The organism is Phytohabitans rumicis (genome assembly GCF_011764445.1).
GTDB lineage: Bacteria > Actinomycetota > Actinomycetes > Mycobacteriales > Micromonosporaceae > Phytohabitans > Phytohabitans rumicis.
On the sequence record NZ_BLPG01000001.1, the window covers coordinates 8975531 to 8999089 of the forward strand.

A 23559-nucleotide genomic window follows, 5' to 3' on the forward strand; every position below is an offset into this window, starting at 1 on the left:
CGATAACAAGGTGCCCTTCCTTGCACTTAGAGGGCTGACACCACCAGGTAGACGGCGTAGCCGGTGATCAGGGCGGCGGTGCCGTAGCAGGTGGCGGCGATGGCGGTGCCGTGCCGCTGGAGCTGTAGTCCGTCGCGGACCGTGTGGCGCAGGCGATGCGCGGCGTGCATGAGCCCGAGCCCGGCCAGGCCCACCACGACGAGCCGGGCGAGCGGGTTGCGCAGCAGCGTGAAGATGTCGGCGTACGACGGCGGGTCCAGCCAGCCGAGCGGGAACGCGATGCCGAACAGGAAGAGCACCGCCGGCACGGTCAGGGCGGTCACCACCCCGCCGGCGCTGAACGCCAGCCACAGAAACGGCTCGGGCGAGGCGCGATCCTCTTTCACAGCAGCCACAGGATCACCGCCGACACCAGGAACCACATCGCGTACAGCGCGCCGGCGAGGGCGGCTCCGGGGATCCGGCGGCCGCGCACCTTGAGCACCATGGCCTGCGGCGTCACCAGGAACCAGGTGACGGTGTGGAAGACGGCCAGCGCCAGCGCGACGGCGTTGACGGCCACCATCCACGGCCGCGCGGACCAGTCCAGGAAGTCCTGGTACGACTCCGGTCCGGCGCCGACCGCGCGCACCAGCAGCAGCAGGTACACCACGAACCACACCACGGCGACGGAGGTCAGTTCGCGTACCACGAAGAGCAGGTAGGTCGGCTTGGACAGCCACCAGAACAGCGATACCCGCTGGCGGTACAGGCGTTGCCGCAACTCGGTCATCGCGCCCACTTGGGGAGCAGGAACGCCTTCATCGCCTCGTTGGCGGCGACCAGCTTGGCGCGCTGGATGGCCCCGGCGGGGTCGACGCCCTTGGGGCAGGCCCGGGTGCACTCGCCGACGAACGTGCAGCCCCACACGCCCTCGTCGTCGGACAGCACGTCGAGCCGCTCGGCCGCGCCCTCGTCGCGGGAGTCCAGGTTGTACCGCTGGGCGAGCGCGATCGCGGCCGGGCCGATGAACGCGGAGTCCAGGCCGTACACCGGGCAGGCCGAGTAGCACAGCATGCAGTTGATGCACATGCTGTACTGCTTGTAGTCGTCCAGTTGGGACGGTGTCTGGAGGAGCTCGCTGCTGGGGTCGTCTTCCGTCTCGTCGCGGATGATCCAGGGCTGCACCGCGCCGAGCTTGTGCATGAAGTCGGTCATCTCGATGACGAGGTCGCGGATCACCGGGAAGTTGCGCAGCGGCTCCACCAGGATCGGTCCGGGCGCGTGGTCGACCAGGAACGTGCCGCAGGACAGCTTCGGCTCGCCGTTCACGGTCATGCCGCAGCTGCCGCAGATGCCCATCCGGCACGACCAGCGGTACGACAGGGTCGGGTCGAGCTCGTCCTTGATGTAGTTGAGCGCGTCGAGGATCGCCCAGTCCTCGCGCAGCGGCACCGCGTACTCCTGGAAGGTTGGCGCGGTGTCGGTCTCCGGCTGGTAGCGGGAGACCCTCAGGGTGATTTCCGCCATTTCACCTCCCGTAGACGCGCTCGCCCGGCGGCCAGCGGGTGACGGTGACCGGCGCGTACTCGATGCGGCAGCCGCCGTCGGCCTCGCGGTGGGCCAGGGAATGGGCGAGGTACTTGACGTCGTCGCGCGCCGGGAAGTCGGTGCGCTGATGCGCGCCGCGCGACTCCTCCCGGCGCACCGCACTGTGCACAATGGACTCCGTGATGTCGAGCATCGCGGCCAGCTCCAGCGCCGCGACCAGCTGCGTGTTGAACGTACGGCTGCTGTCGCCGAGGCCCGTGGAGGCGGCCCGCTCCTGTAGTTCGCGGAGCGTGTCGGCGGCCTTGGCCAGGGTGTCCCCGTCGCGGTAGATGCCGGCGGCGCCCTCCAGGGCATGTTGCATCGCGGCCCGGATGGTCGCGACGGACTCGCCGCCCTCGCGGGCCAGCAGCGCTTCCAGCCGGCGGGTCTCGTCGGCGGCCTGCGCGGCCACCGCGGCGCCGATCGGCGGTGCCTGGGCCGCGTACGCCGCGGCGGCCGCCCCGGCGCGGGCGCCGAAGACGAGGATCTCCGGCAGCGAGTTGGAGCCCAGCCGGTTGGCGCCGTTGATGCTGACGCAGGCGGTCTCGCCGGCCGCGTACAGGCCGGGCAGCGGGGTGGCGGCCTGTATGTCGGTGTGGACGCCGCCCATCATGTAGTGCACGACCGGCCGGACCGGGACGAGGTCGCGCACCGGGTCGATGCGCTCGTACTCCCGGCACAGCTCGCGCACCATCGGCAGCTTGGCCTCGATCTTCGCGGCCCCGAGGTGGCGCAGGTCGAGGTGCACCACCGGCCCGTACGGGCTGTCGATGGTCCGGCCCTTCGCCGCCTCGTGCACGAACGCCTGGGAGAGCCGGTCGCGCGGCCCGAGCTCCATGCTGCGCAGCACCGGGTCCGGGGTGGGCTGGCCCAGGTCGTAGTCCTGCAGGTAGCGGTAGCCGTCCTTGTTGAGCAGCCAGCCGCCCTCGGCGCGGGCCGCCTCGGTGATGAGGATGCCGGTGAACGGCAGCCCGGTGGGGTGGTACTGGACGAACTCCATGTCCTTCAGCGGCGCCCCGGCCCGGTACGCCAGGGCCATCCCGTCGCCGGTGGAGATGTTGGCGTTGGTGGTGAACGGGAAGACCTTTCCGCCGCCGCCGGTGGCGAGGACGACCGCCTTGGCGCCGATCGCCTCGATCCGCCCGGACATCAGCTCGATCGCCACCACGCCGCAGACCCGGCCGTCGTCGACGAGCAGCTTGGTGGCGTACCACTCGTCGTACCGGATCACCGGGCGGTATTTCAGCGACGTCTGGAACAGCGTGTGCAGCAGGTGGAAGCCGGTCTTGTCGGCGGCGAACCAGGTGCGCATCTTCTTCATGCCGCCGAACGCCCGCACCGCGACGTGCCCGTCCGGCGTACGGCTCCAGGGGCAGCCCCAGTGCTCCAGGCGCAGCAACTCGGCCCGCGCCTCGCGCACGAACATCTCCACCGCGTCCTGGTCGCACAGCCAGTCGCCACCGGAGATCGTGTCGTACGCGTGCTCGTCGAAGCTGTCCTCGGCGGTGATGGACGCCGCGGCCCCGCCCTCGGCGGAGACGGTGTGGCTGCGCATGGGGTAGACCTTGCTGACCACGGCGACGGACAGCCCCGGGTCGGCCTCGGCGACCGCGATCGCCGCGCGCAGGCCGGCGCCGCCCCCGCCCACGATGACGACGTCGTGCGTCGTGGCGAGGTCAGGAGGCATCGTGCAGCGGGCCGCAGTCGTCGAAGAGCACCTTGCCGTCGTGGCGGACCGACCGCGTCTGCACGCTGCCGTCGTGGAACTGGTGCTGGATCTTGCGGCAGCCGCAGGAGTAGTACTCGTCGGTGAAGACGAGACCGTAGTCGTCGGAGTCCCGGTAGTGGTCCCCCTCGACCATCCGGCCGCACGGCGCGCGCTCGCTGACGAAATGGATCCGGTGTCCGACCATCGCCCGCTCCTCTGATCGATTAGGGCGGAGTCTGTCAATATGGTCCCACTCCCTGAGCGGCCGTGGAACCCTTTCGTTCCAGATCTTGAAACAGTCCGTTTCCGGACAGATGGCGTGATCAACTAGAAACCGGCCCTACCGTGGTCAGGATGCGTCTCACCGTGATCGGCACCGGCTACCTCGGCGCCACCCACGCGATCTGCATGGCGGTCCTCGGCTACGAGGTGCTGGGCGTCGACGTCGACCCGGGCAAGGTCGAGCGCCTCGGCTCCGGCGAGGTGCCGTTCTTCGAGCCCGGCCTGCCGGAACTGCTGGCCAAGGCCCTCGAATCGGGCCGCCTGCGGTTCACCACCTCGTCCGCGGAGGCGGGCGAGTTCGGCGACGTCCACTTCGTCTGCGTCGGGACGCCGCAGCGGCCCGGGTCGTACGCCGCCGACATGAGCTATGTCGACAGCGCCGTCACCGAGTTGGCCGGGCACCTGCGCCGCCGCACCCTGGTGGTCGGCAAGTCCACCGTGCCGATCGGCTCGGCCGCCCGGCTGGCCGCGCTGGTCCGCCGCCTCGCGCCGGCCGGCGACGCGGTCGAGCTGGCCTGGAACCCCGAGTTCCTGCGCGAGGGCTACGCCGTCGACGACACCATGAAACCGGACAGGCTGGTCTTCGGCGTGACATCCGCCTGGGCCGAGGAGCAGCTGCGGGCCGCGTACGCCCCGGTGCTCGCCCAGGGCGTCCCGGCCGTGGTCACCGACCCGGCCACCGCCGAGCTGGTCAAGGTCGCCGCCAACTCGTTCCTGGCCACCAAGATCTCCTACATCAACGCCATGGCCGAGGTGTGCGAGGGGACCGGCGCGGACGTGCACGACCTCGCCGCGGCGCTGGCCTACGACAACCGGATCGGCGGCCGCTTCCTCAAGCCCGGACTGGGCTTCGGCGGCGGCTGCCTGCCCAAGGACATCCGGGCGTTCATGCACCGCGCGGAGGAACTGGGCGTCGGCCAGGCCGTCTCGTTCCTGCGCGAGGTCGACGACATCAACAAGCGCCGCCGGTCCCGGACCGTCGACCTGGTGCGCGAGCTGGTCGGTGGCGATCTTTCCGGGGTACGCGTCGCCGCGCTCGGCGCCGCGTTCAAGCCCAACTCGGACGACGTCCGCGACGCGCCGGCCCTCGACGTGGCCAGCACGTTGCAGCGCGCCGGGGCCGTGGTGCGCGTCTTCGACCCCGCCGCCATGGACAACGCCCGCCGGATCCACCCCGAGCTGACGTACGGCACCAGCACCCTCGACGTGGCCCGCGACGCCGACGTCGTGGTGCTGCTGACCGAGTGGGCCGACTTCCGCCAGATCGACCCGGCGGTCCTCGGCGACGCCGTGACCCACCGCCGCGTGGTCGACGGGAGGCACGCCCTGGACGCGGCGACGTGGCGCGCGGCCGGCTGGGAATACCGCGCCCTAGGCCGCCCCTAGATGCAAGGAAGGGCACCTTGTTATCGCTTTTTGCATAACAAGGTGCCCTTCCTTGCAAGGTCAACGGAGGGCTGCGCGCAACACGCGAATCGCCGACGGTGGGGCGCCGAATGCGTCCAGGGCGAGTAGGGCGGCGCCGGTCACGGGGGCCGCGGTCAGGAACGTCAGCGCGGCGTACGGCGAATGCGCCGCGACCCCTCCTCGATGGCGTCCTGCAGCAGGCGGTGCCGGGCGGCGAGCACCCCGCCGCCGAGCACCACCGCGTACGGGGTGTCGTGCAGGTCCAGCCGCCCGGCGGCCACCCGGACCAGGCTCACTATCTCCTCCGCCTGCCGGGCGACGATCCGCTGGGCCACCGCGTCACCGGCGGCGGCGACCGCGAAGAGCACCAGGCTCAGCTCGTCGACCCGCGTCTTCGGGATCTGCTCGAAGTGCAGCCCGGCGGACACCTCCTCGACCGAGGCCCGGCCGAAGTGCCCGGCCACCGCCGCGGACAGCGCCGTCGCCGCGCCGCGCCCGTCCTCGCCGCGGGCTGCCCGGTACAGCGCGATCTGGCCGAGGTGCTCACCGCCGCCCCAGTCGCCGGAGATAGGCCCCAGCGACGGGAAGCGCGCCGTGCGCCCGTCGGCCGTACGCCCGACGCAGTTGATGCCGGTGCCGCACACCACCGCGACCGCGTCCCGGGCGTCGGTGCCGGCGCGCAGCAGGGCGAACGTGTCGTTGTCGACCCGGTGCTCGCGCGCCCAGCCGGCCTCGCCGACCGCCTTGTCCAGCACCTCCACCTCGGCCGGTAGGTCCGCCCCGGCCAGGTAGACCTCGGCCCGGTCCAGCACCGCCGACGCTGGCAGCCCGGCCACGGCGCGCGCCTCGCGGACCAGCGCGTCGATCACCGCGATGCTGCCGTCCACCCCCACGTAGTGTGGCGACGACCGCGCCCCCGCACGGACGCCAGCACCTCCCCGCTGGACGTCCCGAGCACAAGGGCGGTCTTGGTGGCCCCTCCGTCGACGGCGACGTAGAGCCCTCGCCGGTGTTGATCAGGGACCTGCTCCCTCGGCACGCTGCGACACGCCCGAGACGGTCCCTGATCAACACGAGGGCCGGCGCCTAGCGGCGCGCTCACGCGAGGACCTCGTCGGCTAGGGCGTCGGCCTGCTCGTGCTGGCCGATCAGGGGGTGGGCTAGCAGCGCCTCGTACACGCGGGAGCGTCCGCCGTGCAGGGCCGCCGCCAGCGCCAGCTCCTCGTACCCGCTGACCGCGGCGATGAGGCCGGACAGGGCGGGGCCGACGGCCTTGACCGGGCGGGGCGTGGCGCCGTCCCGGTCCACCGCGCAGGTCACCTCGATGACCGCGTCGTCGGGCAGGAACGGCAGGGTGCCCCGGTTGCGGACGTTGACCGCGTGGTGGGCGCCGTCGCCGGACAGCAGCGAGCCGATGAGCCCGACCGCGGCCTCGGAGTAGTACGCGCCGCCGCGCTGGGCCAGCTGGGCGGGCTTTTCCGTCAAGCCCGGGTCCGCGTACAGGTCGAGCAGTTGGGCCTCGATCCGGGCCACCTCGTGCGCCCGGGTGGGCTTGCCCCGCATCTGTCGGACAACGAGATCGTGGGCGTAGAAGTAGCGCAGGTAGTACGAGGGCACGCTGCCCAGAGTGGACAGTACGGCGGTGGGCAGCTGGACCTCGGCGGCGAGCGCGTCGAGGTGGTCGCGCAGCAGCTCCGGCATCCGGTCCACACCGTCCACATAGGCCGAACGCTCCCAGGTGAGGTGGTTGAGCCCGACGTGGTCGAGGTCGACCGCCTCGGGCGCGACGCCCAGCAGCGCCGCGAACCGGCGCTGGAAGCCGATCGCCACGTTGCACAGCCCGACCGCCCGGTGGCCGGCGTCCAGCAGCGCCCGGGTGACGATGCCGACCGGGTTGGTGAAGTTGACGATCCAGGCGTCCGGTGCGACCCGCGACGCGACGTCGAGGACCACCGGCACCGTGCGGACGGCCTTGGCGAGCCCGCCCGCGCCGGTGGTCTCCTGGCCGACGCAGTCGCACGCGAGCGGGAAGGTCTCGTCGTGGATCCGGGCCTGCTGCCCGCCGACGCGCAGCTGGATGACCACAATGGACGCGCCGTCCAGGCCGGCCGAAAGGTCGGTGGTCCAGGTGGTGCCCGGCAGCAGCCGCGCCGCGAACGGCCCGACCACGGCCAGCCGGTCGGCCGCCGGGTCCACCAGGCACACCTGCGCGTCCGGGAGCAGCCGCGCGAACCCGTCGATCAGCTCCGGCGTGTACGTGGACCCGCCGCCCACGACCGCGATTTTCATCCTTTGACCCCTGTGAGTGTCACGCCCTGCACGAACGCCTTCTGCGCGAAGAAGAAGACGACGACGATGGGCACCATGGTGAGCAGCGTGGCCGCCGAGATCAGGTTCCACTCGACGTGGTGCAGCGAGCGGAACGAGGCCAGCCCGATGGAGAGCGTCCAGTTGGACTCGTTCTCGCTGGTGTAGAGCAGCGGGCCGTAGTAGTCGTTCCAGGCGTAGAAGAACTGGAACATCGCGGCGGCGGCGATGCCGGGTTTGGCCATCGGCAGCACCACCCGCAGCAGCGTGCGCCATTCCCCGCAGCCGTCCACCCGGGCCGCGTCGAGGTACTCGTCCGGGATGGTGAGCAGGAACTGGCGGAGCAGGAAGATGGAGAACGCGTCGCCGAGCAGCATCGGCAGGACCAGCGGCCAGATCGTGCCGGTGAGGCCGTAGTTCGCCCACATGAGATAGAGGGGAACAGTGGTCACCTGCGGCGGCAGCATCATCATGCAGATGATGGCCACGAAGACGCCGGTGCGGCCGCGCCAGCGCAGCTTCGCCAGCGCGTACGCCGCGGGCACGCTGGCCAGCAGCATGAAACAGGTGGCGCAGACGGCGTACACGATGGTGTTGAGCAGGTAGCGCGGCAGCGGCGTGCGGGCGAAGACCTCGGTGTAGTTGCCGGGGTGCCAGCTGGCCGGCCACAGGCTGGCGGTGAGCGCCTGGTCGTCGGTCATGAACGAGGTCAGCGCGAGGAACACGATGGGGCACAGGAACATGACGGACAGCGCGATCGCGATCGCGTGCCGGCCGACGAAGGCGAGGGTTCTCATGCGAAGCTCCGGAACCGGCGTAGCAGCACCGCGGTCACCGCGATCGCGACCACGAAGAGCACCACCGCGAGGGTGTTGGCGTAGCCGAGGGCGCCGTACCGGAAGCCGACGACGTACAGCCACAGTGGATAGGTGAATGTGGACCCCTCCGGATAGCCGAACGTGGAGGAGATGCCGCCGCCGGTGGTGGCCGCGCCGGAGGCGACGCTCGCCGCGACCGCCGCCTGGGTGAAGTACTGCAACGTCTGGATCACCCCGGTGACGGTGGCGAACAGGAGCACCGGCGCGATGTTCGGCAGGGTGACGTAGCGGAACTGGTGTGCCGGCCCGGCGCCGTCGAGCGAGGCGGCCTCGTACTGCTCCTTGGGCACGTCCAGCAGGGCGGCCAGAAATATGATCATCAGGTCGCCGATGCCCCACAGGCCCAGCAGCACCAGCGACGGCTTGGCCCACGTCGGCGAGTTGAACCACAGTGGACCCTGCACGCCAAGGTCGGCCAGGAGCGTGTTGACCGGGCCGGTGCCGGGCTTGAAGAGGAAGACGAACGCCAGCGTCGCGGCCACCGGCGGGGCGAGCGCGGGCAGGTAGAACAGCGTCCGGTACAGGCCGGAGCCGCGCTTGAACCGCGCCAGGAGTACGCCGGTGCCGAGCGCGCCGAGGATCCGGGCCGGCACCAGCACGGCGACCAGCCACAGGGTGTTGGTGGCCGCCTTGCGGACGTTCGGGTCCTCCAGCAGGTGCCGCCAGTTGCGCAGGCCCACCCACTGCGGTGCGTTGATGAGGTCGAACGTGGTGAACGAGAAGTACACGCTGGCCAGCAGCGGGTAGACCAGGAAGACGACCAGGCCCAGCAGGACGGGGGCCATGAAGCTGAGTACGACGAGGCGTTCGCGGCGCCGGCGCTGGCGCAGGCCCGGCGGCGGGCCGGCCGCGGTGGCGCGGCCGGCTCGCCTCTCCAACAGAGCCGTCATCGCTCAGCCCGCGAGCTGGACGAGCTGGTTGATCTGCTTGTCGACGTCCTTCAGGCCGGCGCTCGGGTCGCCGCCCCGGCCCGCCTGATACTTCTGCACGAACGTCGCGAGCGTCTCCTCGTACGCCGGCCCGACCGCGCTGGGCGGCGTGGTGACGGTGTGCGGGTTCTGGAGGATGTCGATGAACACCTTGAAGTCGGCGTCGGTCGCCAGATCGCCGGGGGCGGCGAGGGCGTCGGTGGTGCTCGGCACGTTCTTGATGAGGTTGGCCAGCTTGACGATCGCGCCTGTGTCGGTGGTCAGGTAGCGGATCAGCTCCCACGCGGCCTCGGGTTCTTGGCCGTCTTGGACACGCCGATGACGTTGCCGGTGACGTAGCCGGCGCCGTACCAGTCGGGGTGCGCGTCGCTGACCGGCAGCGGGGCCGTGCCGAACTGGACGTCCTTGGCCTGGTCGCGCAGGAACGCGATCCGGTACTCGCCGTCGACCATCATGGCGACCTGTCCCTTGTGGAACGCGTGGTCGGCGGACCATTCGTCGCCGAGGCTGGCGCGGAACTTCTCCAGCTTGTCGTAGCCGTACCAGTCGACCAGGTCCTTCTGCCACTTGAGCAGCTCGAGCCAGGCAGGGTCGGAGCCGATCGCGCTGGTGCCGTCGCCGTTGAGGAACTTCGCGCCGACGGCGGGGGACAGGTGCGAGGGGGAGTTCTCGTAGAAGCCGAACAGCGGCAGGAAGCCGGCGCGCTCGATGGTGCCGTCCGCCTTGCGCTTGGTGAGCTTCTTGGCGGCGTCGGTGAGCTCGCTCAGGGTCTTCGGCGGGGAGGTGATGCCGGCCTCGGTGAAGAGCTTCTTGTTGTAGTAGAAGCCGTACGTGTCGGCCAGGAACGGCATCGCGCACCGCTTGCCCTTGAACTCGGTGTAGCTGCGCACCGTCGGCTGGAGCTTGCCGAGGTCGACGCCGTCCCGCTCGACGTACGGCTTGAGGTCGAGCCAGGCACCGCTGGCGCAGAACTTCCCGACCGTGTCGGTGGAGTACGACAGGCCCACGTCGGGGCCCTGGCCGGCGCCGATGGCCTGGAGCATCTTGGTGTCGTCCTGGCCGGACTTCACCACCACGGTGATCTTCGGGTGCTTGGCCCGGAAGTCGTCGACGATCGTGTCGATCGCCTTGGCCTCGCGGTCGGTGAAGAAGTGCCAGAACTCCACCGTCCCGCTGGCCTCGACGCCGGGGGAGGCGACGGGCTTCTCGGCCGCGCCGGGCGTACAGGCGGCGAGGACGAGCACGGCGGCTATTGCACTACTTACACGCATTTTTCGGCTGATTGTGGGCATGGTGAATCCACTCCCGTGTGCGGTGTTGAAATGAGGGGGTTAGGCGGCTGGGACGGCGTCCCGCAGGTTGTCGATGATCTGTTCGCGGAGGGCCTGGTGCGCGGCGACGAGCGCGCCGAGCAGGACCGGGTCCCCGGTGATGCCGGTGACGGCGATGGCGGTGTCGAGCGGGGTGGTGGCGCGCAGCGCGGCGGTCACCCGGTCGGCGAGCCCCGGGCCGCCGGCCCGCGCCACCTCGCCGGCCAGGACGATCAGGGGCGGATCGAGTACCGCGGCCACCGCCGCGAGCCCGTACGCGATGCGCCCGGCGAGCGCGTCGAGAAAAGCGTCGCCGCCAGCGGCCACCGCGTCGTGGGGGTCGGTGCGGCCACGCCGTGTTCGGCCGCGAGCCGGAGTACGCCGGGGCCGCCGACCAGGTCGGTCAGGTCGCCGCCGCCGAGCCCGACCGGGACGTACCCGATCTCGCCGGCGCCCCCGCGCGCGCCGCGCAGCAGCGTGCCGCCCAGATCGATGGCGAGGCCGAGGCCGCCACCGAACCAGACGAGCGCGAAGCTGTCGGCGTCGCCGGCCACGCCGTGGTGGCGTTCGGCGATGGCCGCGAGGTTGACGTCGTTGTCCGCCGCGACCGTGGCCCCGATGCGGGCGGCCAGGTCGGCGACCAGCCCGGGTCGGTCCCACCCGGGCGCGTCGATGTGCCGGACCAGGCCGGCCCGCGCGTCGTACGAGCCGGGCAGCCCGAGTTGGACCAGATTGACGGCGCCCGGTGTGAGTCTGGCGCGGGCGGTCAGGTCGGCGGCGAGCCCGCTCACCGTCGCGACCGGCTCGCCCGCCTCCGCCTCGGCGCGGGCGACCACCGTGCCGGTCAGATCGCACAGGACACCCACCAGGCCGGGCGGCGTCTCCCGTACCGAAATGGCGATGGCGTGCCCGGCGGCCGGGTTGGCGGCGTAGATCTCCGCGCTCGGGCCCGGGCCGCCGCTGGTGTGACCCACCACGAGCGCGAGGCCCGCGTCGGTGAGGCGGCGCATCACCTCGGACGTGGTGGGCTTGGACAGGCCGGTCAGCTCCCGCAGATCGCCCCGGGTGAGCGTGCCACGGTCGAGCAACAGCGCCAGCGCGGCGCTCTCGTTCATGGCGCGCAGCAGCTTGGACGAGCCGGCGAGTCGCGTCATCCCGTCCCCTCGAAGTGTTAGGCAACTTAACTAACTGATCCGAGAGGTTAGGTCTCGCTGCGACCCCCGGTCAAGCCCCCGACTCGGATCCTTCACGTAGGTCTCGTGGCCGCCCAGTCGCCGGCCAGCGCGGCCACGACCGAGCGCGCCTGCTCGTACCCGGTCGCCATCAGGAACGTCGGCGCCCGGCCGTAGCTCTTGACCCCGATCGCGTAAAAGTTCGGCTCGGGATGGGCAAGCTCGTCGACGCCGTGCGGCGGGACGGTGCCGCAGGAGTGCTCGTTCGGGTCGATCAACGGCGCCAAGGCCCGGGTCGAGCCGAGCACGGGATCGAGGTCCAGGCGCAGCTCCGCCAGGAAGCCGTGCTCGGGCCGGAAGCCGGTCGCCGCGACGATCCGATTCGCGGTGACGGTCCGGGTGCCGTCCGAGACGGCCACACCGTCGCCGGATGGCGAGACGGCATCGACGCCGAACCCGGTGAGCAGCTCGATCGCGCCCGACTCGACGTGCTCGCGGAGGCGGCTGCCGATGGCACCCCGGGCCGGCAGCGCGTCAGCGGCCCCACCGCCGTACGTGCGGGTCGGGCTGGCCGATCGGATCGCCCACACCACCGACGTGCCGGGCGCCCGCACGGCGAGATCCGCCAAGGCCAGCAGCGTGTTGGCGGCTGAGTGGCCGGCCCCCACGACCAGTGTGCGGCGGCCAGCGAACCGGTCCCGGTCCGCGCCCAGCACGTCCGGCAACGCCTGCTCGATGAAACGCCCGGCGGCCGTTTCGCCGTGGGCGGGGATGCCAGAGGCGCCCATCACGTTGGGCGTCTCCCAGGTGCCGGACGCGTCGATCACCGCCCGCGCGAGCAGGTCTTCGCCGCCGGCGAGCCGGACGAGGAACGGCGTCGCCTCCCGGCCGGCGGTGCGGACGCGGTCCACGCCAAGACGGGTGACCGCGGTGACCCGAGCGCCGTAGCGCACATGCGGCTTGAGCGCGGGCAGATCCGCCAAGGGCTGAAGGTAGTCGGCGGCCAACCGCGCGCCGCTCGGCAGGACGTCCGGGTCGGGCTCGGCCCAACCTTCGCCGGTCAGCAAACGGCGGGCCGCGCCGTCAATGTTGTCGCGCCAGGGCGAGAACAGCAGCACATGGCCCCACTGCCGCACCGCCGCGGCCGGCTTGTCGCCGGCCTCGAGGACGGCAAAGGGAAGGTTGCGCTCATGAAGGTGAGCGGCAGCGGCAAGCCCGACCGGGCCAGCGCCGATGACCACGACCGGCAGATCCGCACGTACGTCCACAGTGGAACTCCTTCAGCCGATGACGGGGCTGCGGCGTTCGATGAAGACGACGTCGCGCCACCAGCCGCCGTGCATGGCGTGCTGGCCGATCCGTTCGCGGACGCCGACGACGCGAAAGCCCGCCCGGCGGTGCAGGGCAAGACTGGCGGTGTTCTCCGGGAAGACTCCGGACTGGATGGTCCAGATCCCCGCCGCCTCGGTAGACGCGATCAGAGCTTCGAGCAGCGCCTGGCCGACGCCGCGGCGCTGGGCTCGCGGGTCGACGTACACGGAGTGTTCGACAACCCCCGCGTACACCTGCCGGCTGGAGACCGCCGAGACGGTGACCCAGCCGAGGACCTCGTCGTGGTCGCTGGCCGCGACGTACCGGTGATCGGGCAGCTTGCTCGCGTCGAACACCGCCCACGGCGGCGCCACCGACTCGAAGCTGGCGTGGCCGCAGTCCATACCCGCCTGATAGATACGCAGCACCGCGTCGGCGTCCGCCTCGCGCATCGGTCGGATCTTCATCCGCACACCTCCGCGGGAGGATCCGGTGCGGGGTTGCCCATCACCACGTCCGCCGCGGACGGGAAGCAGGTGACGCAGTTGCGGTTGATCCGGTAGTACCGGGCCGTGCCGACCGGCTCGACCAGGACGAACCGTACGTCCGCCAACACCTTCAAATGCTGCGACACAGTCGACTGCGCCAACCCGACCGCGGCGACGATCTCGCCGACCGGCATTGGCCGGTCCTGCCGGGCCAGGTACTCCACGATCTGCACCCGGCTCGGGTCGGCCAACGCGCGGAACCAGGACGCGTATTGCTCCGCGACCTTCCGATTCAACAGCTCGGACATCAATATGAACCTTCATCGTCTATCGCCGATCAACGATGAAAGCTTAGCGCCTCGGTTGTTGGTCTCGCGAAGCGCAGTCAACGCGGGACGATCCACGCCCGGACCGACGCCTGGCCGCGCTCGTACCGGCGCTCCGCCCGTTGAGCGGCGGTCGTCACCTCGGCGCAGCTGTCGCAGAACCGCACCCCATCGCTGATCCGGCGGCGAACGATCCGGAACATGACCCACACTCCTCAGTCTGTTTAGACGCTTCTCTAATCAGGTTTGCACCCTGCTTCGAGACCTGTCAAGCTAGACGAATGTCAAAGCAGGCTGGTCTCTCGCTCACCGACCTCTCCGCGGGAGCGGCGTGCTGCGAGCCGATCAGCGAGCAGACGGTGTCCCCCGAGACGGCTGCCGTGCTCGCTCCGGCGTTCAAGGCCCTTGGCGACCCGGTCCGACTTCAACTCATGTCGATGATCGCCTCAGCGCCCGCCGGTGAGATCTGCGTCTGCGAACTCACCCCGGCGTTCACGCTGAGCGGGCCGACGATCTCTCACCACCTCAAGACCCTTCGCGACGCCGGCCTCGTCGACGCCGAACGCCGCGGCACCTGGGTCTACTACCGCCCCCGACCCGGCATCATCCGCCAACTCGCCGCCCTGCTCGCAACGCGAGACACAGTCGAGGCGTAGTACTGCAGGGCGTCCCGGCGCCGTCTACTGGGTCAGCGCCGGCGACGGGTGCCATCCCGCCGCCGGCGCCGGCGCCGGTTGACGACCGCGGTGGCCAGGACTGCTGTGGCGGTGGCGAGTTTGATCAGGTCGTTGGTGATGGTGTCGGTCCAGATACCCATGGCGGAGTTCCTGTCGGTGGTAGGTGTTGCGGGCCGGCGTCGGCTCCGTCTGACCGGCTCAGCGTCGCCGATCGAACGGGCGCTGCGGGCGCGTCGATGTGCTGTGCCGGCCGGCGGCGAACCGTTCCCGGCGTTGACGTGGGTGGAGTGGTGGAACCTTCGGGACGATCGGAGGACACTTGCCGCACAGTCCCGCAATGTCAGCCAGGGGGTGGCGTTGGCGCGTGGGGGCCGATCGACTCGTCCGGGTGGCCCGCGGACCGCACGGTCCGGTCGTGGTTCGTCTACTGCGACCGGCTGCACCGCGCCAACGGCATGCCCAGCCAGCGGACCGTCGCGGGACTGATGGGGCTGTCCGCGCCGACCCGGGTCGGGGAGCTGTTGCGCGGTCTGCTGCCCGCCGACGCGGACCAGGCCCGACGGTTGCTGGAGGCGCTCGGCGCGGTCGGTGACGAGGTCGACCTCGGGCTGCGCAAGCATGCCGCGGCCCGCCGGGCCCGCGATGCGGCCGAGGCCGCGGTGGTCCGCCAGCACCCCGGCTGGTGGATCCGGTCGGGATACGTCGCGCAGGTCCGGACGATCGCCCCGGTCGAGCTGCACGACCGGGACGCGGAGCTCGCGGAGTTGGCCGGGTTCTGCGACGGCGCCGAGCGTTACGTGTGGTGGCGGGCCGACGCCCGGGCGGGCAAGACGGCGCTGATGGCCTGGTTCGTCACCCATCCGCCGCCGGACGTGTGGGTGGTGTCGTTCTTCGTGACCGGCCGGATGGTCGGCTACGCCGACGCCACCGCCTACACCGATGTGCTGCTCGAGCAGCTGGCCGCGATCACCGGCCAGACCCTGCCGAACCTGGTCACCGTCGCTCAGCGCGATGCGCTCCGGCACCGGCTCCTGGAAGCGGCCCTCGTCGAAGCCGCGCGGCAGCGCGCGCGGCTCGTCCTGGTCGTCGACGGGCTCGACGAGGACCACAGCACCCGGCCCAGGTCCGGGCTGGCGAGCATCGCCTCCCTGCTGCCCCGCCACGACGAGCGGCTACGCGTGATCGTCGCCGGGCGGCCCGACCCGAGACTTCCCCGGGACGTCGACCCCGACCATCCGCTGCACACCTGCGCGCGCCGGCCGCTGCCGCCGTCGCCGCACGCGCGCAGCCTGACCGAGGCCGCCCAGACCGAACTCGACCACGTGCTGACCAGCGACCCCGACGGCCTCGCCCGCGACGTCGTCGGTCTGGTCACCGCCTCCGGCGGCGGCCTGGCCCAGCCCGACCTCGAGCACCTGACCGGCCGCGCCCCGTACGAGCTCGACGCTCTCCTGAGCAGCGTGTTCGGCCGCACCGTCGGCAGCCGGGCCGGCCCCGGCGGAGCCGGGCCACCGGTGCTGCTGTTCACCCACGAGACCCTGTACGTGCAGGCGGTCGCGCGGTTGGGTGTCCGTCTCATCGATGACTGGCGCCAACGGCTCCACGACTGGGCCGCGACCTACGCCGCCCGGGACTGGCCGGCCGACACTCCGCGGTACCTGATCCGGGGCTACCCGCAACTGCTCGCCGAGACCCGCGACAGTCCGCGTCTGGTCGCCCTGGCCACCGATCCGACCCGGCACGACCGGATGCTGTCGCTCACCGGCGGGGACGCCGCCGCGCTCGGCGAGATCACCACCGCGCAGGACCTGGTCCTCGCCCAACCCGAGCCCGACCTGCTGGCCATGGCCCGACTGTCGATCCGCCGCGACCGTGTCGCGTCGCGCAATGCCGAGATACCTACCGTGCTGCCCGCCGTGTGGGCGGCGATCGGCCAACCGGACCGGGCCGAGGCGGTCGCGCACGGCATCACCGACCAGTTCCGCCGGGCTCGGGCACTCGCCGCCGTGGCGATGGCGGCCGCCGGGTCCGGTGACCTCGACCGGGCGCAGCGGACGGCACTCGCCGCCGAGACGGTCGCCGGCAACGTGACCGACCCGCACGACCGGGCCCGCGCGTTCGTCGCCGTGGCGAAGGCGTTAGCCGCGGCCGGCGAGTTCGACCGCGCCGAGGCGGCCTGTGACCTGATCGACGACCGGTACCAGCAGACCCGGGCCCAGGCCGCGGTGGCCGCTGCGATCGCCGCCGCCGGCGAGTTCGACCGCGCCGAAGCGCTCACCCGCGCTGCCCTCGACCCGTACCAGCACGGGCAGGTGCTGGCCGCGGCAGCCGGGGCGATCGCCGCCGCCGGGGACCTCGACCGTGCCGAGAAGGTCGGCCGCGACACGACCGACCCGTACCCGCGGCTGCAGGCGCTGGCGGCGGTGGCCGAGGCGGCGATCGCCGCCGGTGACCGGGACCGCGCCGGCATGCTGGCCGACAAGGTCGAGGCGCTCGCCCGCGGGACCGTCGATCCGTACGCGCGGGCACGGGCGTTGGCCGCCGCCGCCCGGGCGATCGCCAGCGCCGGCGAGTTCGACCGCGCCGAGGTGACCGCCCGCAGCACAACCGATTTGTACCCGCAGGTGCAGGCGCTCGCCGCGGTGGCCGACGTGGCGGCGCGCGCCGGTGACCGCCGCCGCGCCGGCCAGCTCGCCGACGCTGTCGAAGCGCTCGCCGACCGCGCCGACCACGGCTACGAACGGGCGCGGGCCCTGGCCGCGGCAGCCGGGGCGATCGCCGCCGCCGGGGACCTCGACCGGGCCGAGGCCGTCGCCCACCGTATCTACAACCCGGACAACCAGACTCAGGCGCTCGCCGCGGTGGCCACCGCCGCTGCCGCCGCCGGGCATCACGACCGTGCCCGGCGACTGGCCGACGAGGCCGAAACGGTCGCGCACCGCAGCATCGCCGACCGGCGTCAGAGCGCCCGGCGGATGACCGAACTGGCCGACATGGCCGGACCCGGCCGGTCGGAACTGACCAGGCTGACCGCACGCATGCTTGCCGACCCGTACCAAGATGCGCAGATCCTGGCCGCCGCGGCGACGGCGACCGGCGCCGCCGGTGACCTCGACCGCACCCGGCGACTGGCCGACGAGGCCGAATCGGCCACGCGTGGCGTCGCCGACCCGTACCGGCAGGCGCACCTTTTCGCCGTGGTCGCCGAGGCGAGAGCCGCGAGCGATGACCTCGAACGTGCTGAGGCGACCGCCCGCGGCATCGTCAATCGGGACCTGCGAACGGGGGCGCTCGCCGCACTGCGCGCCGACGACAACGGCGTCCGCCGCCAGCTGCTGGACGACACGACCGAAGCCATCGCCCGGAGCGTCGCCGCCCCGAGCACGTCGGCGCAGGCACACGCGTTGGCGGCAGCGGCCAGGATGGCCGCCGCCATCGGCGACCTGGACCGCACCGGGTGGTTCGTCGACGAGGCCCGCGAGGCCGCCCGCGGCATCACCGACCACGACCAGCGGACGCAGGTGCGGGCAGCACTGGTCGAGGCGTCCGTGGCGGCAGGAGATCTCGACCGCGCCGACGCGATCGCGCGCATCCACGACTTCGTTCGGGGGCGGACGTACAGATCGCCATGGTCGCCGCCGTCGCCGCCGCCGGCGATCTGGACCGGGCCGAGGCCGCCGCCCGAGACATCCGGCCGGGCAGGTCGGTGAAGGCGCTGGCGGCCGTGGTGAACGCGGCCGCCGCCGCGGGAGACGTCGACCGAGCCGAAGCGATCGCGCGGAGCGTCACCTCTCCCCGGGAACAGGCGCAGCTGCTGGCCGCAGCGGCGAGGTCCACCGCCGCGGCCGGCGACCTGGACCGGGCCCGGCCGCTCGCCGATGCCGCCGAAGCGGTCGCGCGCGGCATCACCTGGCAGTTCGCGCAGATGTGGATGCAGGCGGAGGTCGCCGAGGCGCTGTCCGTCGTCGGCGACCTGGCTCGCGCCGAAGCGATCGCCTGCGGCATTACGGGGCCGGAGGTGCGGATGCAGGCGCTGGCCGCGTTGGCCGTCGTCGATGCGGACCACTCCCGGCACCTGGCCGAGGCGGCCGCCGCGACCGCGCTCGACATCACCGGTTCCATGCTCGACGTCCATGCGCTGACCCGGGCATTCGAGAAGATCGCCATCGCCGCGGGCATCGACCGGGCCGACGTTCTCGCCCGTCGCATCAGCGATCCGAATCGGCGCGAGACGGCGCTGATCGGGGTGGTTGAAGCGGCCGTCGCCGCCAGAGAGCTCAGCCGCGCCGAGGCATTGGCCCGCAGCCTCACCAACTCCTACCACTGGCCGCCGGTGCTGACCGTGGTGGTCGAGGCGACCGCCGCCGTGGGTGAGTTCGATCGCGCCGAAGCCATCGCCGTCAACGGTCGGAATCAGGACGATCAAACCCGGATGCTGGCCGCGGCGGCCAAGGCCATCGCCGCGGTCGGCGATCGGGACCGTACCCGGGTGCTCGTCGACGCCGTCGAGAACGCCGCCCGCAACGTGACCAATCCGCATCGGCGGACAGGAATGTTGACCCTGATCGCCGAGGCGGCGGCCACGGTCGGCGACCTCGACCGAGCCGAGGCGATCGTGAACGGCATCGATGATCCGGAGCAACAGGCGCAGGCACTGGCCGCGGTGGCCGCCGTCGCCGGCGACCCGCACTCGACCCGGCGGCTCATCACGGATGCCGAGGCCGCCGCCGGCCGCGTCACCGAACTGTATGGGAAGGCAAGAGCCCTGGTCGCGGTGGTCGAGGCGGCCACCGCCGCGGGGGAGCTGGATCGTGCCGAGGCGATCGCCCGCGGCATCACCGAACCCGACGAGCGGGCGCGGGTGCTGACCGGCGTGGTCGAAGCCGCCGCCGCGGGTGAGTTGGATCGTGCCGAGGCGGTCGCCCGCGGCATCACCGAACCCGAGGAGCAGGCACAGGCACTGGCGATGTTGGCGGAAACGGCGAGCCCGGCCCGCGCCGGTCACCTGTTCGGCCACGCTCTGGCCGTAGGGTCCTGGTCCGCCCTCCTACCGGCAATGGCGCGCCGATACCCACAGGTCGTCGTCAAGATCATTGATGAGCTATACGAGCACCCCGAGTGACATCGAGACCGCCGGCCACCAACGGCACCGTCTACTGGGCGCCGAGGTCGGGGATGCTGATCGCGCCGTCCGGGCCCAGGGGCAGACCGGGGTTGTAGGCGACCTCCCAGACATGGCCATCCGGGTCGGCGACCCCCGGGGTGACCAGGCTGATGCGCTGTTCCACCCCAGCAAAGTACCCCTCGCCACCATCTACCGCAGCGGATCGAGGCCGACCGAGGCGGGCTCACTGGTCGTACACGGTGGTGGCGATGCTGTGGTCGCACAAGGCCGCGGTGACGAGTGGTTCGATGCGGTCCCATCGGCCGCCGGCCAGGCCGCAACCGATGCGTGGCATGTGGACGGTGGCGGTCAACCGCGTGGCGTGCTCGGCGACCGTGCGCAGGCAGCGCTCGACGGCGTCGTATCGAATCGGTGGTCCGTTGCTGCCGCTGCGGATGCCGCGCTGGGCGACCATGTTGGCCACCCAGGTGTCGGGCCGGACCTGGACCAACTGGGTAGCGCCAAGGCCGAAGTCATTGCCGGAACGCTCGCGGTGCCACTGCCGGTAGGCGCGTTCGGGTTCCGGCCACCGACGCGAGATCGCCAGGACGAAGCCCTTGCCCCACCCGCCGAGGTCGTTGCAGATATGGGCGATGACCTTCGGCCCCTTGGCCTGGGGACTGGTCGCGTCGCCCCTGATGATCCGCAGCGGTACCACGCCGCAACGGTGTCAGAGGACCGCGACGAGCTCAAACCGCTCCAGTACGGCTGGCGTGTCGTCGTCCACGGTGAAGTCCTGGTCGCCCAGCCAGCCTCGGTAGTCCGGGCCGTGCCAGAAGTTCTCGTGCCCGGCTCGCCAGGCGGCTACCGAGTCGTGGCCCTCGCCCTCGCCGCGGGCGTGGTCGAGATCGACGTCGCCGAGTCGGCTGACCCGGACCTCGGTCAGTTCGATGACCGCGACCGGGCGGCCGGCGGAGTCGATCACGGCCGACCGGGTGCCCACGACCGGCAGCGGCTCGTCGTCGATCTCGTAGTCCTGGAGCAGACCGGTGGTGGTGGTCTTGGTCCCGTCCAGCACGGCGGCGACCAGCTTGTCGCGCAGCGGGCCGGGGAAGGCGAACTCGAAGGTAGGCAGGTCGGTGGTCACCGCGTGAGACTAGCCGCCCGGCTTGACCAGGCCGGCCTTGTACGCCATCACCACCGCCTGGGCGCGGTCGCGGGCGCCGATCTTGGCGAGGATGCGCTTCACGTGCGTCTTCGCGGTCGATTCGGCGATGACGAGCAGGTCGGCGATCTCGTCGTTGGACAGCCCTTCGGCGATCAGGCGCAGCACCTGCACCTCGCGGTGGGTCAGCCGGGCCAGCCGGGGATCCTCGACCGTGCCCGGGTCGGTACGCCGGACGAAGTGCTCGACCAGCTCGCGGGTGACCGCCGGGTCGAGCAGCGTGTCCCCGGCCGCCACCGTGAGCACCGCGTCCACCAGGCGCTCCGGCGAGGCGCGCTTGAGCAGGAAGCCGCTCGCCCCGGCGTGCAGCGCGCCCCAGACGTACTCGTCATGCCGGAACGTGGTCAGGACCAGGACCTTCGTCGGCAGCTCGGCCGCGACGACGCGCCGGGTGGCCTCGATGCCGTCGATGCCCGGCATGCGTACGTCCATGAGCACCACGTCGGGGTTCAGGGTGCGGCACAGCTCCACGGCCTGGATGCCGTCGCCGGCCTCGCCGACCACGTCGATGCCGGCGGCGGTGCGGAGCACGACGCCGAGCCCGGCGCGCATGAGCGCGTCGTCGTCGGCCAACAGCACGCTGACGGGCCGTGCCTGATGGTTCGCTCGCTCTGCGGCGCCCGAAGGCGACGTCCTCACAGCGGCGGCGGCGTCCGAGGGCGGTGGCGGTTCGTAACGCCGCTGTGAAGACGACGCCGCGCCGCTGCGCTCACTCATGGCAACGGGAGGACGGCCCGTACGCGGAAGCCGCCTCCGTCACCTCCTCCGTGCTCCACGGTGCCGGCGAAGACCGCCACCCGTTCGGAGATCCCCAACAGCCCGCGGCCCGGCCGGTAGCCCGCCTGCGGGCCGCGCCCGTCGTCGCGCACGTCGAGCTGCACGCGCCGGCCCTCACAGCGCACCTCGACGCTGGCCGACGAGGCCCGGCCGTGGCGGAACGCGTTGGTCAGCGCCTCCTGCACGATCCGGTACGCGGACAGGTCGATGCTGCGCGGCAGCGCGGGCTCCGGCGGGTCGAGCCGGACCTCGACGTCCATGCCGACGCCGGCCATCCGCTCCACCAGCCGGGGCAGCTCGGCCAGGCCCGGCTGCAGGTCGGTGCCGTCCTCCCGGCGCAGCACGCCCAGCACCCGGTCGAGCTCGTCGAGCGTCTCCCGCCCGGTCCGCTCGACACCGGTCAGGATCTCCCGGGCGTGGTCCGGGTCGCTGTCCAGCACCACGCGGGCCGCGCCGGCCTGCACGAGCATCACGTTCACCGTGTGGCCGAGCAGGTCGTGCAGCTCCCGCGCGATCCGGTTGCGCTCGTCGGACACGGCGTCGCGGCTCATCAGCCGCCGCTCGCGCTCCATGCGCTCGCGGCGCCGGGCCCCGGCGTACCCGGCGGCCCAGGCCAGCAGCCAGACGAACACCACCCCGGCGACCAGCGCGGCCGGTGCGTCGGTGTCGTTGCCGGCGAAGAACGCCACGATGCCGGGCAGCATGAGCGGCGGGCCGAGCAGGGCGCGCCGCGGGGTCGCGTAGGCGCCCATGGAGTAGATGCCGATCAGGTTCACGAACGGCGACAGCCCGTCCGTCGGCACCCACAGCGACTCCGCGACCAGGGCCGCGGAGCCCGCCGCGTACGCGGCCACCGGGAACCGGCGCCGCACCGCGAGGGCGCCGCCCATCACCACGGCCAGCGCGATCGCGGCCGGCAGCCGCGCCCCAGTGGCGGCGACGCGGTGATCCGCACGGTCACCATCACCGCCACCGCGAGGCCGGCCAGGGCCGCGTCGACGGCCTGCGGCGGCAGATCGACGATCCGTCTCATGACGCTTACTTCACCACGTCGGCGCGAGCGGGGCTAAGCCGCGTCACGGTGGCGGCGGCCGCGACCATGACGGCCAGGGCGCCCGCCGCGATGAGCGCAGCCATCGCCGCCGTGGGCGAGGTCCAGGCTCGGCCGGCGTACGCGGTCGCGGCCACCCCGCCGAACACCGCCGCATAGCCGGCGGCCGCCAACACCATGATCTTGATCTGGGTACGCCGTGCGACCGACCCGATGGCCAGACCGATCGCCAGCAAGCCCAGCAGCTGCAACCCGTGCATGCCCACGGCGTGAGCCAGCTTGGCGCTGCCCTCGGCGCCGAACTTCACCGTCTCGGGCACCTGGCCGGTGGCCTCCACCGCCTTCTCGCCCTTGTCCGCCATGCCGAACCCGATGTAGCCGCTCACCTCCATCGCCAGCAGGCCCACCACGACGGCGATCCGGGCCGCCGGCGAACCCTCGAACCGCACCAGCGACCAGACCAGGAACACCGTGAGCGCGAGCGCGACGAGGAGCACCACATTGCCCATCGTGGACCAGACCGCCTCGTCGAACGAGGAACCGTAGTTGAAGTGCGACGCCTCGCCCCGCCACCGCTGCATCGTGACGGCGATGATCTCGACGACCGACCCGGCGCCGAGCAGTACGGCCGGCAGCCACCCCACCGCCGTACCGGCAGCTGCCGCATGATCCACACCGCCGACCAGGACAGGATGCCGAACGACATCCCGAACACCGCCGGCTTGCGCCACGACACCGCGCCCCACCAGGGCGCCCAATCCACCACCGCCACGACGGTGTGCGCGGCACCGGACGCCAGCATCAGCGTGCCGCACCACCACAGGAACCGCTGCTGCGCCGTCAGCGGCCGCACCGCGTACCAGACCTGCTTCAGGATGCCTCTCATGGCGTGGGACGCTATGGCGCCGCGCCGCCCAAACCGTCGCCCTCCCGGGGACCCTTCCCATACCCCCGCTGGGGTACACGATCAACGACTTCCGCGCCGATCAAGGGCTTTCCGCGTCGATCAAGGGCATATGGCCGTGCTTTGATCTCCGA

General features: G+C 71.9%; 29 protein-coding genes. 4 read left to right on the forward strand and 25 right to left on the reverse strand.

Annotated features, from left to right (window positions below):
- Positions 1–26: 26 nt before the first annotated feature.
- From frdD to Prum_RS40780, 5 genes are read right to left on the reverse strand one after another with little or no spacing between them, the layout of a single operon-like run.
- Complete coding sequence (frdD, locus tag Prum_RS40760) at positions 27–395, reverse strand: fumarate reductase subunit FrdD (protein ID WP_173082374.1); 369 nt, start codon at positions 393–395, stop codon at positions 27–29.
- Positions 383–772, reverse strand: coding sequence for a succinate dehydrogenase/fumarate reductase transmembrane subunit (locus Prum_RS40765; RefSeq protein ID WP_173082376.1), 390 nt, complete (start codon positions 770–772; stop codon positions 383–385). The genes frdD and Prum_RS40765 overlap by 13 nt, the downstream gene beginning before the upstream one ends.
- A complete protein-coding gene (locus Prum_RS40770) occupies positions 769–1509 on the reverse strand; it encodes a succinate dehydrogenase/fumarate reductase iron-sulfur subunit (RefSeq protein WP_173082378.1) in 741 nt (246 codons plus the stop codon). Before Prum_RS40770 ends, Prum_RS40765 begins: the two co-directional genes overlap by 4 nt.
- 1 nt (position 1510) lies before the next feature.
- Positions 1511–3256: a fumarate reductase (quinol) flavoprotein subunit gene (frdA, locus tag Prum_RS40775; protein WP_173082380.1), complete on the reverse strand. Its 1746-nt coding sequence runs from the start codon at positions 3254–3256 to the stop codon at positions 1511–1513.
- Entirely contained in the window at positions 3246–3482 is a 237-nt protein-coding gene (locus Prum_RS40780) for a hypothetical protein (RefSeq protein ID WP_218577599.1), read from the reverse strand. The genes frdA and Prum_RS40780 overlap by 11 nt, the downstream gene beginning before the upstream one ends.
- A gap of 149 nt (positions 3483–3631) precedes the next feature.
- On the opposite strand from Prum_RS40780, the gene Prum_RS40785 reads away from it, so the two are divergent.
- Positions 3632–4945, forward strand: coding sequence for a UDP-glucose dehydrogenase family protein (locus Prum_RS40785; RefSeq protein WP_173082382.1), 1314 nt, complete (start codon positions 3632–3634; stop codon positions 4943–4945).
- Between the two features lie 164 nt (positions 4946–5109).
- Here Prum_RS40785 and Prum_RS40790 read toward each other — a convergent pair whose 3' ends face one another.
- From Prum_RS40790 to Prum_RS40835, 12 genes are all read right to left on the reverse strand, one after another.
- Complete coding sequence (locus Prum_RS40790; RefSeq protein WP_246278437.1) at positions 5110–5853, reverse strand: N-acetylglucosamine kinase; 744 nt, start codon at positions 5851–5853, stop codon at positions 5110–5112.
- A 211-nt stretch (positions 5854–6064) separates the two neighbouring features.
- Complete coding sequence (locus tag Prum_RS40795; protein WP_173082384.1) at positions 6065–7255, reverse strand: family 4 glycosyl hydrolase; 1191 nt, start codon at positions 7253–7255, stop codon at positions 6065–6067.
- A complete protein-coding gene (locus Prum_RS40800) occupies positions 7252–8070 on the reverse strand; it encodes a carbohydrate ABC transporter permease (RefSeq protein WP_173082386.1) in 819 nt (272 codons plus the stop codon). The genes Prum_RS40795 and Prum_RS40800 overlap by 4 nt, the downstream gene beginning before the upstream one ends.
- On the reverse strand, positions 8067–9041 hold the full coding sequence (locus Prum_RS40805; protein WP_173082387.1) for a carbohydrate ABC transporter permease: 975 nt from the start codon (positions 9039–9041) through the stop codon (positions 8067–8069). Before Prum_RS40805 ends, Prum_RS40800 begins: the two co-directional genes overlap by 4 nt.
- A 3-nt stretch (positions 9042–9044) precedes the next feature.
- Positions 9045–9293 (reverse strand): hypothetical protein, encoded by a 249-nt coding sequence (locus tag Prum_RS52835; protein ID WP_246278438.1) that lies wholly within the window; start codon positions 9291–9293, stop codon positions 9045–9047.
- 59 nt (positions 9294–9352) lie between these two features.
- Complete coding sequence (locus Prum_RS40810; RefSeq protein WP_246278439.1) at positions 9353–10351, reverse strand: extracellular solute-binding protein; 999 nt, start codon at positions 10349–10351, stop codon at positions 9353–9355.
- Between the two features lie 60 nt (positions 10352–10411).
- The gene (locus tag Prum_RS52840) at positions 10412–10651 is read right to left on the reverse strand and encodes a hypothetical protein (RefSeq protein WP_246278440.1); all 240 of its coding nucleotides are present in this window, start codon (positions 10649–10651) and stop codon (positions 10412–10414) included.
- Positions 10624–11544: an ROK family transcriptional regulator gene (locus Prum_RS40815; protein ID WP_246278441.1), complete on the reverse strand. Its 921-nt coding sequence runs from the start codon at positions 11542–11544 to the stop codon at positions 10624–10626. Before Prum_RS40815 ends, Prum_RS52840 begins: the two co-directional genes overlap by 28 nt.
- A 92-nt stretch (positions 11545–11636) precedes the next feature.
- On the reverse strand, positions 11637–12830 hold the full coding sequence (locus Prum_RS40820; protein WP_173082389.1) for an NAD(P)-binding domain-containing protein: 1194 nt from the start codon (positions 12828–12830) through the stop codon (positions 11637–11639).
- 12 nt (positions 12831–12842) lie between these two features.
- Positions 12843–13340: a GNAT family N-acetyltransferase gene (locus tag Prum_RS40825; RefSeq protein ID WP_173082391.1), complete on the reverse strand. Its 498-nt coding sequence runs from the start codon at positions 13338–13340 to the stop codon at positions 12843–12845.
- Complete coding sequence (locus tag Prum_RS40830; RefSeq protein WP_173082393.1) at positions 13337–13669, reverse strand: ArsR/SmtB family transcription factor; 333 nt, start codon at positions 13667–13669, stop codon at positions 13337–13339. Before Prum_RS40830 ends, Prum_RS40825 begins: the two co-directional genes overlap by 4 nt.
- A gap of 77 nt (positions 13670–13746) precedes the next feature.
- Entirely contained in the window at positions 13747–13890 is a 144-nt protein-coding gene (locus Prum_RS40835) for a hypothetical protein (protein ID WP_173082395.1), read from the reverse strand.
- 78 nt (positions 13891–13968) lie between these two features.
- Between Prum_RS40835 and Prum_RS40840 the strand changes: the two genes are divergently transcribed.
- A complete protein-coding gene (locus tag Prum_RS40840; RefSeq protein WP_173082397.1) occupies positions 13969–14343 on the forward strand; it encodes an ArsR/SmtB family transcription factor in 375 nt (124 codons plus the stop codon).
- Positions 14344–14375: 32 nt separating this feature from the next.
- Here the strand turns inward: Prum_RS40840 and Prum_RS54155 are convergent, their stop codons facing one another.
- A complete protein-coding gene (locus Prum_RS54155; RefSeq protein ID WP_281369098.1) occupies positions 14376–14504 on the reverse strand; it encodes a hypothetical protein in 129 nt (42 codons plus the stop codon).
- 315 nt (positions 14505–14819) lie between these two features.
- On the opposite strand from Prum_RS54155, the gene Prum_RS40845 reads away from it, so the two are divergent.
- Both Prum_RS40845 and Prum_RS40850 read left to right on the forward strand, forming a co-directional pair.
- Positions 14820–18074, forward strand: coding sequence for a P-loop domain-containing protein (locus tag Prum_RS40845; RefSeq protein WP_173082399.1), 3255 nt, complete (start codon positions 14820–14822; stop codon positions 18072–18074).
- Entirely contained in the window at positions 17993–19486 is a 1494-nt protein-coding gene (locus Prum_RS40850; RefSeq protein WP_173082401.1) for a hypothetical protein, read from the forward strand. Before Prum_RS40845 ends, Prum_RS40850 begins: the two co-directional genes overlap by 82 nt.
- Before the next feature lie 31 nt (positions 19487–19517).
- On the opposite strand, the gene Prum_RS54160 is transcribed toward Prum_RS40850, so the two are convergent.
- The 7 genes from Prum_RS54160 to Prum_RS40885 form a co-directional block, all read right to left on the reverse strand.
- Positions 19518–19652: a hypothetical protein gene (locus Prum_RS54160; RefSeq protein ID WP_281369099.1), complete on the reverse strand. Its 135-nt coding sequence runs from the start codon at positions 19650–19652 to the stop codon at positions 19518–19520.
- A 60-nt stretch (positions 19653–19712) separates the two neighbouring features.
- A complete protein-coding gene (locus Prum_RS40860; protein WP_173082411.1) occupies positions 19713–20186 on the reverse strand; it encodes a macro domain-containing protein in 474 nt (157 codons plus the stop codon).
- A 12-nt stretch (positions 20187–20198) separates the two neighbouring features.
- Positions 20199–20615 (reverse strand): ASCH domain-containing protein, encoded by a 417-nt coding sequence (locus Prum_RS40865; RefSeq protein ID WP_173082413.1) that lies wholly within the window; start codon positions 20613–20615, stop codon positions 20199–20201.
- 9 nt (positions 20616–20624) lie between these two features.
- Positions 20625–21272: a response regulator gene (locus Prum_RS40870; protein WP_246278442.1), complete on the reverse strand. Its 648-nt coding sequence runs from the start codon at positions 21270–21272 to the stop codon at positions 20625–20627.
- Positions 21273–21406: 134 nt separating this feature from the next.
- Positions 21407–22360, reverse strand: coding sequence for a sensor histidine kinase (locus tag Prum_RS40875; protein WP_173082417.1), 954 nt, complete (start codon positions 22358–22360; stop codon positions 21407–21409).
- Complete coding sequence (locus tag Prum_RS40880) at positions 22360–22503, reverse strand: hypothetical protein (protein WP_173082419.1); 144 nt, start codon at positions 22501–22503, stop codon at positions 22360–22362. The genes Prum_RS40875 and Prum_RS40880 overlap by 1 nt, the downstream gene beginning before the upstream one ends.
- A gap of 5 nt (positions 22504–22508) precedes the next feature.
- Entirely contained in the window at positions 22509–23195 is a 687-nt protein-coding gene (locus Prum_RS40885; protein WP_173082421.1) for a hypothetical protein, read from the reverse strand.
- Positions 23196–23559 lie beyond the last annotated feature (364 nt).